This window comes from Kitasatospora sp. NPDC057595, from assembly GCF_042800875.1.
In the GTDB taxonomy this organism is placed as follows: domain Bacteria; phylum Actinomycetota; class Actinomycetes; order Streptomycetales; family Streptomycetaceae; genus Kitasatospora.
In genome coordinates, this window is record NZ_JBHVGL010000004.1 from 417,119 (window position 1) to 429,211 (window position 12,093).

Here is a 12,093-nt window from a genome sequence, read left to right on the forward strand (position 1 = left end):
GGTTACAAGAGGGAACAGACCGGCCGAAGGGGAACCGCCCCGTCCGGTGTCCCCGCCTCCCCGCGCACTCCCAGGAGACCTCCGTGTCCGCGTCCTCAGCCGTGCCCGAAACCGGCACGCCCGCCCGCACTTCCGCCGCCCCGCCCCCGTCGCCCTCGCCGTCCTCGCCGTCCTCGCCCCCGAAGGCCTCCGCGCGCCTCACCGGCCGGGAGACCGCCGTCCTCCTCGTCCTGTGCGGCGCGATCTTCCTGGAGGGCATCGACGTCGCCATGCTCAATGTCGCGCTCCCCTCGATCCGCGCCGACCTCGGCATGGACACCGGCTCGCTCAGCTGGGTGCTGAGCGCCTACGTGCTCGGCTACGGCGGCTTCATGCTGCTCGGCGGCCGCACCGCCGACCTGCTCGGACGACGCCGGATGTTCCTGTTCTGGCTCACCGTCTTCGTCCTCTTCTCCGGTCTCGGCGGCCTCGCCGGCGCCCCCTGGGTGCTCATCCTGGCCCGCTTCGCCACCGGCCTCGCGGCCGCCTTCATGACCCCCGCCGGTCTGGCGATCATCACCACCGCCTTCGCCGAGGGTCCCCGCCGCAACCGCGCCCTGCTGCTCTACGCGGGCACCGCCGCCGCCGGCTTCTCGCTCGGCCTGGTCGCCGGCGGCCTGCTCACCACGATCAGCTGGCGCTGGGTCTTCTTCGCCCCGGTCCTGCTCGCCGGCGCCCTGCTGCTCACCGCCCTGCCGCTGCTCCCGCGCGACCAGGCGCCCGCCCGCCGCCCCGGCGAGCGCTTCGACCTGGCCGGCGCGGCCACCGTCACCGGGGCCGCGCTGCTGCTGGTCCACACGGTGGTGCGGATCGGGGAACCGGGCGCCGCAGGTTGGACGCTCGCCGAACTGGCCGGCGGCCTGGCCCTGCTGGCCGCCTTCGCCGCCGTCGAGCGGCGCTCCGCCGCCCCGCTGGTCCGCCTCGGCCTGCTGCGTTCCGGCCCGCTGCTGCGCGCCAACCTCGGCGCGCTGCTGTTCGCCGGCTCCTTCTTCGGCTTCCAGTTCACCGTCACCCTCTACCTGCAGGACCTGCGCGGCTGGACCCCGCTGCAGACCGGCCTGGCGCTGCTCGCCGTCGGGGTGGACGCGGTGCTCGCGCCGACCCTCACGCCCCGGCTGGTGGAACGGTTCGGCCTCGTCCGGGTGATCCTCGGCGGCTTCTGCCTGGCGACGGTGTCCTACGCGCTGTTCCTGCCGGTCGGCCCGCACTGGAGCTACCCGATGATGTTCCCGACCATGATCCTCGCCGGTCTGGCCTTCGCCCTCGCCTACGGGCCGCTGACCATCGCCGCCACCGACGGCGTCGCCGAGGAGGAGCAGGGGCTGGCCGGCGGGCTGCTCAACACCGCCTTCCAGTTCGGCGCGGCGCTCGGCCTCTCCGCGGTCACCGCCGTGCACCTGGCCGCCACCGGCGCCGGGCGCTCCGGGCTGGACGCCTTCCGGGTGGCCCTGGTGGTCCCGGTCGCGGCGGTCGCCCTCGGCGCCGTCGTCACCGCGCTCGGCGTGCGCCGCGACCGCACCCCGGCCTGATCGTCCGCGCCACCGCGTCCTGTCCCCGCGCGGCTTCCCTTCCCCCCTCCTCTCCTCCCCGTCCCGTCAAGCCCCTCACCGGAGCCTTCCGGTGAGGGGCCGTCCCCGTTCCCCTCCTCGGCCCGCCGACCGCGCCGAAATGTCCGCTCTGGGGTGTAATCGTACGGATGATCAGACCCCGGAGACCGGAGTCCGCCGATGCCGCAGCCCGTCCTCACCCCGCTCACCACCGCCGCGATCTTCCTCGTCCTCACCATCGACCCCGGCGGCGAACCCGCCGTCCGGTCCCTGCTGCCCGACCTCGCGGGCCTGCGCCGCGCGGTCGGCTTCCGCGCCCCCGACGCCGGTCTCAGCTGTGTCACCGGCATCGGCTCGGATGCCTGGGACCGGCTCTTCGACGGCCCCCGCCCGGCCGAGCTGCACCCTTTCCGGGAGGTCTCCGGCGCCCGCCACCGTGCCCCGGCCACCCCCGGTGACCTGCTGTTCCACCTCCGTGCCGGCCGGATGGACCTCTGCTTCGAACTTGCCGGCCAGCTCACCGGGCGCCTCGCCGGCGCCGCCACCGTGGTCGACTCCGTCCACGGCTTCCGCTACTTCGACGACCGCGACCTGCTGGGCTTCGTCGACGGCACCGAGAACCCGGAGGGCGGGGCGGCGGCGGCCGCCGTCCTGATCGGCGACGAGGATCCGGAGTTCGCGGGCGGCAGCTATGTGATCGTCCAGAAGTACCTGCACGACCTGGACGCCTGGAACCGCCTCCCGGTCGAGGCGCAGGAGCGCGCGGTCGGCCGCACCAAGCTGACCGACATCGAGCTCGCCGACGACGTCAAACCCGCCGACTCGCACGTCGCGCTGACCACCGTCACCGGTCCGGACGGCGAGCAGCGGCAGATCATGCGCTTCAACATGGCGTTCGGCTCGTTCGGCGGGGGAGGGGAGTTCGGGACGTACTTCATCGGCTACTCGCGCACGCCGGCGGTGACCGAGGAGATGCTGGAGAACATGTTCGTCGGCCGCCCGCCGGGCGCCCACGACCGCCTGCTCGACTTCTCCGTGGCGGCCACCGGAACCCTGTTCCACGTCCCGACCGCCGACTTCCTGGACGACCCGCCGCCCGCGCCGGCCGCCGTCTCCGTGGCCTCCGCCGCAACCGCCCGCGTTCCCTCGTCCGCCGCCGCCCCCTCCTCCGACGGCTCCCTCGCCATCGGCAGCCTGAAAGGCATCCCCGCGTCATGAACAACCTGCACCGCGAACTCGCCCCCGTCTCCGCCGCGGCCTGGGCGGAGATCGAGGAGGAGGCCCGGCAGACCTTCAAGCTCCACCTGGCGGGCCGCCGGGTCGTCGACCTCAGCGGCCCCGACGGCCCCACCCTCGCCGCGGTCGGCACCGGCCACCTCACCGCGATCGAGCCGCCCAACCCGGGCGTCCAGGCCCACGCCCGCGAGGTGCGGCCGCTCGTCGAACTCCGGGTGCCCTTCTCGGTCGACCGCTCCGCCGTGGACGACGTCGAACGCGGCTCCCGGGACAGCGACTGGGGCCCGGTCAAGGCGGCCGCCCGCACCCTCGCCCTCACCGAGGACCGCGCCGTCTTCGACGGCTACCCCGCCGCCGCCATCGAGGGCATCCGCACGGCCGCCACCAACCCCGCCGTCCCGCTCCCCGCCGACGTCCGCGAATACCCGGAGGCCGTGAGCAGGGCCCTCACCACCCTCCGGCTGGCCGGAGTGGGCGGCCCCTACGCCCTCCTCCTCGGCGCCGACGCCTACACCGCCGTCAACGAGACCTCGGACCACGGCTACCCCGTCGCCAGTCACATCGCCCGCCTCCTCGACGGCGAACTCATCTGGGCCCCCGCCCTCGAAGGCGCCCTCCTCCTCTCCACCCGAGGCGGCGACTTCGAACTCCACCTCGGCCAGGACGTCAGCGTCGGCTACCTCTCCCACACCCCCGACAGCATCGCCCTGTACCTCCAGGAGAGCTTGACGGCCCGCCTCCACACCCCCGAAGCCGCCGTCCCCCTCACCGCGAGCTGACCCCACCAAGGACGGCGGGGCCGGTGCGAACCGCACCGGCCCCGCGCCGCTGTTCCGGCCTTCAGCACCAGATGGCGATGCCCGCGATCGATGTCCCGTCGAAACCGGCGGCGAGGACGAGCGGAAGGGCAGCTGCGATGATCATCTTGAACAAGTCGAACCACGCATTCCTACGGTAGTCACTAAGTCGATCTCTTGCGCGAGCAGTTAAGCAGCTCGGATGCGCTGGAACAAATCGGCCTTGAGTTCGTAGATGGTGGAATGATAAACATACTAGTTTGCACTGGATCCTTCGTTTGCGGAGCAGGCCCGTGCGAGTGCCCGGCGAGCCAGTGCGGCCTCGTCGGCGGCCTTGATGTGGTCCGCGAGTGCGACCGCTTCGCTCAGCAGCGCGACGGCCCGGTCCGCAGCGCCGAGGGTCAGTTCGCAGTCCGCGAGGCCGCGCAGGGCGGTGGTCTCCTCACGGGCCGCTCCGACCGATCGGGCCAACTCCCTGGCTATCGCGTACTGGTCGCGTGCCTCGGTCGCGCAGCCGGTGGTCACGAGCGCGCCGGCCAGGCTGTTCAGGGCATGCGCCTCGTGCCGGATGCTCCCGGTCGCGCGGAACGTCGCCAGTGCCGACCGGTACAGGGTGACGGCCCGGTCGAACTGCTCGGGGGGAAGGGAGGCCGCCAGGTTCACGCGCGCCACGGCCAGGTCGAACGGCGGGGTCGAATCGTCCGCGATATTGAGTACGCGTTCGAAATATGCGCGCGCGGCCGAGCGGTCATTGATTCCCAGGTGGAGATCCCCGAGATTGTTCCGGATTCTGAATTCGAGCGTCCGGTCCCGGAATCGTACGGCCAGCGGCAGGGCCGCTTCATAGGCGGCCAGCGCTTTTTCCCGATTTCCCAGGGAGCTCTCCACGGTGCCGATGTTGGCGAGGCAGCGTGCGGTGTTCCAGAGGTCGCCGCTCTCTCTTCGGATCCGCAGTGCCTCCTCCTGGTGTGCCAGGGCCTCGGGCAGGGAGCTCTGGTGCCACAGCAGGCTTCCCAGCAGGCTCAGGGCCTCCGCCGTGGCGTCCGCGTCCTGTTCGGTGCGGGCGAGGGTGAGGGCGCGGTCGAGGGACTCGAAGGCGGCGGGGTAGCGGGAGGCGTTGGCGAGGGTGGCGCCGAGGTCGATCAGGGCGCGGGCCTCGCGGCGGTCGTTCGCCACCGAACGCCAGTACTCGGCGGCGGCCCGGTGCAGGTCGTGGGCCTCGCTCCAGTAGGCCTGGGCGTCCAGGCGGCCGGCCAGGACGTGGGCCAGCCAGGCGGCGGCCTCGGGGTGGCCGGTGGCGCGGGCGTGGGAGGCGAGGGTGGTCAGGGCGGCCTGTTCGGTGTCCAGCCAGTCCCGTGCCGACTCATGCGAATCCAGGTCAAGATCGTACAACAACGTTTCCATTCCCGGTAATTGACTGAACGTCGGGAGTGGAAGACGTGAACGGCGCGGATACAGGAGCCGGTCCGCCTGGTCGGCCGCGTGCAGCATGAATCCGAGCAGTCGCCGCAGTGCGGCGTCGGCCTCTTCCTCGGCGCCTTCGTCGCGCATCAGGGCGAGCGCGTATTCCCGGAGCAGGTCGTGGAGTTGATACCTTTCGGGTGAATTCTCCTGCAAGAGGTGGCAGTGCAGCAAAGCCTCCAGCAGGTGGTCCGTCTCGTCGACCGGGCGGCCGAGCAGTGCCGCCGCCGCGTGCAGGCCGATGTCCGGTCCGGGGTGGGCGCCGAGCAGCCGGAAGGCCTCCTGCTGATCGGCCGGCAGCGACCGGTAGGACATCTCGAAGGCGCGGGCGACGCTCTCCGTGTCGTGCCGGATCTCGGCGAGCCGGCCGGTCTTGCGGGAGAGCCGCAGCGCGAGGTGCCCCAGGGTCCAGGACGGCCGGGCCTTGAACCGGCTGGCGGCGATCTCGATGGCGAGCGGCAGCAGTCCGCAGCGGTCGACGATCTCGACGATCCGGCTCCGGTCGTCGGCGCGTTCCCGCCCGACCACCGAGGTGAACAGCGCGACCGCGTCGTCCACCGAGAGGATGTCCAGGAAGACCGGTCTGGAGCCCGGGAGTTCGGCGAGCCGCCGGCGGCTCGTGACGAGGATCAGCGCGGCCGGCACCGGCGGCAGCAGCGGCCGCAGCTGGGCCGCGGCGGCGGCGTCGTCGAGGACGACGACCGCGCGCCGGGTGGCGAGCACCTCGGCGCAGAGGGCGAACAGTTCCTCGTTGTCGAGCGGGATGGTGGTGGCCGGCACCCCGAGCCGGCGCAGCAGCGCGGTGGCGACCGCCTGTGGCGAGAGCGGGCTCTGATTCACGGTGTGGGCGCCGAGGTTGAGGTGGACGTACCCCTCGGGGAAGCGGCCGCGCATCAGGTGGGCGGCGTGCAGGGCGAGGGTGGTCTTGCCGACCCCCGCCATGCCGAGGATCGCCGAGACGGTCACCACGCCGCCGTGCTCGGCCGCCTCCTCGGAGCCCCCGAGCAGGCGCCGCAGGTCGTCCCGGCGGCCGATCAGGCGGCGCCCGGAGGACGCGGGCGGTGTCGCGCCGGCGCGCGGGGCGGGGGAGGGGCGCACGGTGGCGGACGTGCGGCCGGCCGGCGCGGTGAGCGGGTCCCCGGCCAGCACCCGCTCGTGCAGCCGGGTCAGGGCCTCGCCGGGCCCGGTGCCGAGGTCGGCGCGCAGCCGGCGGACGATGATCGGGTAGACGGCGAGCGCCTCCGCCGGACGGCCCGCGCCGTGCAGGGCGACCAGCAGGTGGGCCGCGACCCGTTCGTCGGTGGGGCGTTCCTCGCGCAGGGCGGTGAGTTCGGGGACGGTCTCGCCGAAGCGGCCGAGCCGGAGGTCGATCTCGATCCGCAGCAGGGTGGTGGCGAGGCGCTGGTCGGCCATCGTGGCGCGGGTGGACTGGGCCCAGCTGCCGGGCAGTCCCGCGAGCGGTTCGCCGCGCCAGATTTCCTCCGCCCGGCCCAGGACGGTCCGGGCCTGGATGTCCTCGCCGTTCTCGGCGAGTTGGCGGGCATGGCGGGAGAGGTCGACGAAGCGCCAATAGTCGATCAATTGACGATCGGCATGAAGCGTATATGTGTGCGATCGGCCCTTGATGTCCGGGGAGTCGCGGGACGTGCCGAGACCCTCGTCGGCGACGGCCTTTCGCAACTGTTTCCGCATGCGAGAGACGAGGGTGTAGATGCTGGCCACCGCGCTGGGCGGGGGCTCCTCGTCCCACAGTCGGTTGGCCAGCGTCTCGTGGTTGAGCGGGCGGCCGACGTCCAGTGCCAGGGCGGCCAGCAGCCGTCGCCCCTGGTCCGAGGGTATTGCCGACAACTCGCCGTTCACCGAAAGTTCAACCGAACCCAGAAGGTGGAACTCCATTGCGACGCCCCCCGCCGGTTGGCTACCAGCTTGCCGTGCAGGGAGCATCCCACGATTCCGGGGGAGACATCCATACCGCACCCTTCTGTGCGGCAAGGCGTTATTGACACATAACTCAGTCCGGAAGAGCCTCATGTGATATGGGGGTGCGGCCGATTGACCGGTCACACCGGCCGCTCCCGTCACTTCTGTCCATCGTTCTACGGGTAGGGGGAACCAGTGGAGCCGGATCGGTTCGGAGTACCGGGAGTTCGGCAACGGCGGCCCGGCGGGAGCGGCCGATGAGGGAGGGGGACGGCACCCAAGGACCGCACCAACCGGGGCCCGGGACAAGCAACTCGGTCTCCGACACCCGGGTCGGCGGCTCGGTCGTCCAGGCCGGGGAGATCCATCACCTCACCGTCTACGGCCAGGCCGCCGCGCCCCCCGCCCCACCCGCACTGCCCGTCCCGCGCCAACTTCCCCCGACACCAAGATGGTTGGTGGGCAGGGATGACGATCTCGCCGCCCTGGACCGCGAGTTGGAGGAAGCCCCGGACGGCGCGGCCGACGTCACCGTGGTGGTCACCGGCCCGGCCGGGGTGGGCAAGACCGCCCTCGCCGCCCAGTGGCTGCGCCGCCTCGCCGGCCGCTTCCCGGACGGCCAGCTCTACGCCGACCTGCGCGGTCACGCCCCGGGCGGCCCCGCCGACCCCGCCGAGACGCTCGGCGGCTTCCTGCGTGCCTTCGGCATCGCGCCCGTGCCGCGCAGCCTCGCCGAGGGCGCCGCGCTCTGGCGCTCGCTCGCCGCCGAACGCCGGATCGCCGTCCTGCTCGACAACGCCTCCACCGCCGCCCAGGTCCGCCCGCTGCTGCCGGGCTCGGAGCACGCCGTGGTCGTGGTCACCAGTCGCCGCCGGCTCACCGGGCTCGGCATAGACGGCGCCGTGTTCCGGCCGGTCGACGTGCTGTCCGACGACGCCTCGGTGCAACTGCTCGCCCAACGGGTCGGCGCCGAGCGGGTGAACCGCGAACTGGACGCCGCCACCGAGGTGGTGGAGCGCTGCGGCCGGCTGCCGCTCGCCGTCTGCCTGGCCGCCGCCCGGATCGCCGCCCGCCCCGTCCAGCCGCTCGCCGCCACCGCCGAGGCGCTCCACCAGGAGTCCGAGGGTCTCGCCGCGCTCGACATCGAAGGGGAAGCCGTGCGACACGCCCTGGACGCGTCCTTCGAGGTGCTCGGGGCGGACACGGTCCGGCTCTACCGGCTGCTCGGCCTGCTGCCGTTCCCCGTCTTCACCCTCGACGTGGTCTGCGCGGTCGGCGCCCTGGAAGCGGCCGAGGCCGACCGGCTGCTCGGCGGACTCATCGACGTCCACCTACTGGAGGAGATGGAGAACGGCTTCCGCTTCCACGACCTGGTGAAGCTGCACGCCCGGGCGCGCGCCGACGAGGTGCGCGAGCAGTCGGAGGGGCGGGCCGCCGTCGACCGCGTCCTCGACTGGTACCTCGCCACCGCCACCGCCGCCGAGGCGCTGCTGAGCCCCAGCCACCGCACCCTGCGCCGCGACTACGCGGCCCAACCGGTGCCCAGTGTCCGGGAGTTCGAGGACGAGCCGGCGGCCGTCCACTGGCTGGACGCGGAGACCGGCCGACTCGCCGACGCCGTCCGCTGGGCCGCCGCCACCGGCCGGGCCGCCACCGCCTGGCAACTGGTCGACGCCATGTGGCCGCTGTTCCTGCGACTGCGCCCGGCCCGGCTGTGGATCGACGCCCACCGGATCGGCCGCACCGCCGCCCGCGAGGCCGGCGACCACGAGGGCCTGCTGCGGATGCTCACCTCCGGCGGCACCGGCCTGCGCAACGCGGGCCAGGGGGAGGAGGCCGCCACCTGGTTCGCCGAGGCCCTCCAACTGGCCCGCGCCACCGGTCGGCCGCTCGCCGAGGCCGACGCCCTCTACGGCCTGAGTCAGACCCACCGCCCGGCGGGACGCCTCGCCGAGGCGGCCGAGTGCCTGCGCCGCACGGCCGATCTGAGGGAAGCCGGGGGCGACCCGCGCGGCACCGCGCTCGCCCGGCTGGCGCTCGGCGACGTCCTGCTCGCGGACGGCCGCCCCGCCGAGGCCGTCCCCGTCATCACCGACGCCCACCGCGACCTGGTCGCCGTCCCCGCCGCGTACGAGGCGGCCCGGGCGCTCGCCTTCCTCGGCCAGGCCCACGCGGCCCTCGGCGCCCACGACCAGGCCGATCGGTGCTACGCGGAGGCGCTCGCCGAGTTCCGCACCGGACGCGCCCGCCACTGGGAGGCCCGGGTCCTCGAACTCACCGGCGACCTCGCCCGCGCACGCGGCGACCTCACCGGAGCGGCCGCCCGCTACGGCGAGTCCCTCGCCCGTTACGAGGCCCTCTCCGCCCCCGACGCCACCCGCCTCACCGCCGCCCTCGCCGCCCTCGCCGCCCTCGGCACCCCGCCGGGGGAGCCGTAGGGCACGGTCGAGGTCGGTCGCCGGGGGCGTCGCGCCACGGCCGTCGGGTGATGTCCGCCCGCTCGGTCGGTTTCGCCCCTGCCAGCACCTGGTGAGGTGCCGGGCGATCGGACGGCGGCGGCCGGTTGTCGGGTCCGGTCGGTGTGGGGCTGGGGTTCCGTACGGGCTGTCGGGTGGCAGCCGTGGCGCCGGCGAAGCGCCGCTGTCCCCCCGGCCCGCACGCTCGGGGCAATGGGCGGCCGGTCCCGCCGTCCCACCCCGAGGGGGCGGGACGGCGGGCCGCTTCAGCCGGCCAGGGGGCAGCCCGGGCAGGCGGGGTGGGAGGTGTAGGCGGAGGCGGTCAGGGTGGTGATCTCGGCGAGGGTGCGGCCGGCGGCGAGCCAGGTGTGCGCGAGCGAGCCGACGGCCAGCCGCTGTGCGGCCGAGGGCGGGCCGCTGCTCCCCGGTCGGGGCCGGAGCACCAGGCGTCCGCCCGTCCGGGCGAGGACGAGCAGCGTGCCGTCCTCGCCGTCGGCGGTGGCGACCGCGCAGCCGGGGTGGGCCCGCAGGACGGCGGCGAGCCGTAGGCGGGCCGGTCCGGGGGCGGCGGCACCGAGGTGGAGCACGTCGGCGTGGTGGCGCCAGCGGGCGGCGTCGGGGTCGGCGAGGTCGAGCGCCAGGTGCTCGTCGACGAACGCGCGGGTCAGCGGCCCGCCGGACCGGCCGGCCGGCAGCCGGCTGGCGAGCTGTCCGTGGCAGACCCCGGCGGGGGAGTGGATGCGGGCCTCGAAGTGCGTGCCGGGAGCCCCGGCCGACGGCGCGGGGCCGTCGGCCGGGGCGAGCCGCACGGTGTGCAGCGCGGTCACCCGTCCTCCCGTCCGGCCCGGTCGGCCCACCCGGCGTGTCCGGTCCACCCGGCCCGCCCGACCCCGTCACCCGCCGGCCACAGCGGGGCGGGCAGCGGCAGTGCGGGCGGCTCTGGCAGGTGGGCGGGTTCGCCCAGACCGAGGACGCGGTAGAGCAGCCGCCGCATCCGCCGGTCGAAGCAGCCCGGCTGGGAGCTGATCCGCGCCGCGATCGCCGCGTACTCCTCCCGCCGGTACTGCTCGGCGGCGTAGTCGAGTTGGGCGGTGAGCGGGTGGGAGGGGCTGAGCGCCGGGGCGGTGCGGGCCAGCAGCGCCCCGGGCGAGCGCGGGTTGACGTCCCGGTGCGGGTACTCGGCGAGCAGGATCGGCGCGCGGGTCATGGTGCCGTAGAGGGTGACCGAGCCGTGGTCGCCGATGACGAAGTCGGCGGCGACCAGCAGCGGGCGCCAGTCCTCCTCGGGCGCGAGCACCGTGACCGCCCCGCGCGCGGTGGCCGTCGCCCACGACCGGACCGCCCACGGGCCGTGCGCGGCGGCCACGTTGGGGTGGACCAGCAGCGCGGTGCGGTAGCCGTGCCGGGGCAGTTCGGCGGCCAGCCGCGGCAGGACGGCGTCGAGCCGGGTGAACAGCGAGCCGCTGCCCCAGGTGGAGCAGACCAGCACCAGCCGTTCGCCGGGCCGCAGTCCGAGCGCGGCGCGGTAGCGCGCGCGGTCGGGGAGCGCGGCGGCGATCCGGTCGTAGCAGCCGTCGCCGACCACCTCGGTGATCGGCAGCGCCTCGGGGCAGCCGCGGCCGAGTTCGGCGCGCTCGTCCTCGTGGGCGAGCGCGTAGGCGGCGGGCACCAGGCGACCGTGCCAGGTGACGTACTCGGGTCCCAGCCCGGCCACCGTGCGTCCGGCCCCGGCCCCCGCCGGGGACAGCTTGATGTGCCCGGCCCCGTGCGGCAGCCGGACCAGCGGTCCGCGCAGCCGCTCCAGGCCCTGCGAACCGGCGGCCAGCACCAGGTCGAACTCCCGCCGGACGGCCTCCGCCCAGGGCAGCACCGTGCCCCCGAGCCGCCGGAGGTGGGCCGCCGCGCCCCCGTTGAACGCGTGCGGCGCCACCGTGAACTGGACGTGCACCCGCAGGTCCGCGGCGAGCAGCGGATAGATGTCCTGCAGCCGCTGGCCGTAGACCATCGAGTGGACGACGACCAGCACCTCCTTGCAGTCGGTGAGCGTGGCCCACGGACGTCCCGGGCGCGCCGCGCCCCCGCCGGTCCTGTCGCTCCCGTTGATCGCGACGGCCCCGTCGGACCGTTCCCCGTGGTTGACTTCGTCGACTTCCCCGTGCACCAAGGTCATGTCGTTCCCCCTCCTTGATCCCGGACCGGGGCCCCGGGTCTCGGCGGCCCCGGCGGGTGTGTGCCCGGGTGGTCTGGCGGATTCCATGACGGTTCCATGACGGGTCCTGGCCGGTCTTGCACAAACCTTGCGGCGCCCCCGTCCCCACTGCCCGTCCCACGTCCCGGAGCCCCGGACGGCCGAGAAGGGTACTGAGTTCCTTTACGAGGGGTACTGAGTGCCGTATTCTCTCGGGAGAGCCTCGCAGGCTGTCGCGGAGAGTCGACGGGCCAGATCCGGTCAAGGGCCGTTCTGGCACTCAGTACCCTCGCCGTGGCCGAGGCCGTGGACCAGTGCATCCGACCAGTGCACCCGTACCAGGAGAACCGCTCATGAGCTTGAGGATCGTTGTCTGTGTGAAGTACGTGCCGGACGCGACGGGTGACCGTCGTTTCTCGGACGATCACACCACCGACCGGGAGGGCGTG

General features: G+C 74.1%; 7 protein-coding genes and 1 pseudogene. 5 read left to right on the forward strand and 3 right to left on the reverse strand.

Annotated elements, in window-relative coordinates:
• Positions 1-230 precede the first annotated feature (230 nt).
• The 3 genes from ACFU9E_RS10185 to ACFU9E_RS10195 all read left to right on the forward strand — a co-directional run bounded on the left by ACFU9E_RS10185 (position 231) and on the right by ACFU9E_RS10195 (position 3,601).
• Positions 231-1,568 carry an MFS transporter gene (locus ACFU9E_RS10185; RefSeq protein WP_380689062.1) on the forward strand — a complete coding sequence of 446 codons (1,338 nt, stop codon included), beginning with the start codon at positions 231-233 and terminating at the stop codon, positions 1,566-1,568.
• A gap of 198 nt (positions 1,569-1,766) precedes the next feature.
• Complete coding sequence (locus tag ACFU9E_RS10190; protein WP_380689058.1) at positions 1,767-2,804, forward strand: Dyp-type peroxidase; 1,038 nt, start codon at positions 1,767-1,769, stop codon at positions 2,802-2,804.
• Positions 2,801-3,601 (forward strand): family 1 encapsulin nanocompartment shell protein, encoded by an 801-nt coding sequence (locus tag ACFU9E_RS10195; RefSeq protein WP_380689056.1) that lies wholly within the window; start codon positions 2,801-2,803, stop codon positions 3,599-3,601. The genes ACFU9E_RS10190 and ACFU9E_RS10195 overlap by 4 nt, the downstream gene beginning before the upstream one ends.
• A gap of 273 nt (positions 3,602-3,874) precedes the next feature.
• Here ACFU9E_RS10195 and ACFU9E_RS10200 read toward each other — a convergent pair whose 3' ends face one another.
• The gene (locus tag ACFU9E_RS10200; RefSeq protein WP_380687893.1) at positions 3,875-6,928 is read right to left on the reverse strand and encodes a BTAD domain-containing putative transcriptional regulator; all 3,054 of its coding nucleotides are present in this window, start codon (positions 6,926-6,928) and stop codon (positions 3,875-3,877) included.
• Between the two features lie 530 nt (positions 6,929-7,458).
• Here ACFU9E_RS10200 and ACFU9E_RS10205 point away from each other — a divergent pair.
• Entirely contained in the window at positions 7,459-9,438 is a 1,980-nt protein-coding gene (locus tag ACFU9E_RS10205) for an ATP-binding protein (protein ID WP_380687891.1), read from the forward strand.
• A 284-nt stretch (positions 9,439-9,722) separates the two neighbouring features.
• Here ACFU9E_RS10205 and ACFU9E_RS10210 read toward each other — a convergent pair whose 3' ends face one another.
• Positions 9,723-10,283 carry a hypothetical protein gene (locus ACFU9E_RS10210; RefSeq protein ID WP_380714891.1) on the reverse strand — a complete coding sequence of 187 codons (561 nt, stop codon included), beginning with the start codon at positions 10,281-10,283 and terminating at the stop codon, positions 9,723-9,725.
• Complete coding sequence (locus tag ACFU9E_RS10215) at positions 10,280-11,626, reverse strand: hypothetical protein (protein WP_380690204.1); 1,347 nt, start codon at positions 11,624-11,626, stop codon at positions 10,280-10,282. Before ACFU9E_RS10215 ends, ACFU9E_RS10210 begins: the two co-directional genes overlap by 4 nt.
• A 371-nt stretch (positions 11,627-11,997) precedes the next feature.
• Between ACFU9E_RS10215 and ACFU9E_RS10220 the strand changes: the two are divergent.
• Positions 11,998-12,093 (forward strand): annotated as a pseudogene (locus tag ACFU9E_RS10220) (electron transfer flavoprotein subunit beta); the annotation flags it as partial.

What these genes read in the sequence shown, in the direction of transcription:
- ACFU9E_RS10195 (WP_380689056.1), top strand. Translation starts at nt 2,801, where the DNA reads ATGAACAACCTGCACCGCGAACTCGCCCCCGTCTCCGCCGCGGCCTGG.
- ACFU9E_RS10190 (WP_380689058.1), top strand. Translation starts at nt 1,767, where the DNA reads ATGCCGCAGCCCGTCCTCACCCCGCTCACCACCGCCGCGATCTTCCTC.
- ACFU9E_RS10215 (WP_380690204.1), bottom strand. Translation starts at nt 11,626, where the DNA reads ATGACCTTGGTGCACGGGGAAGTCGACGAAGTCAACCACGGGGAACGG.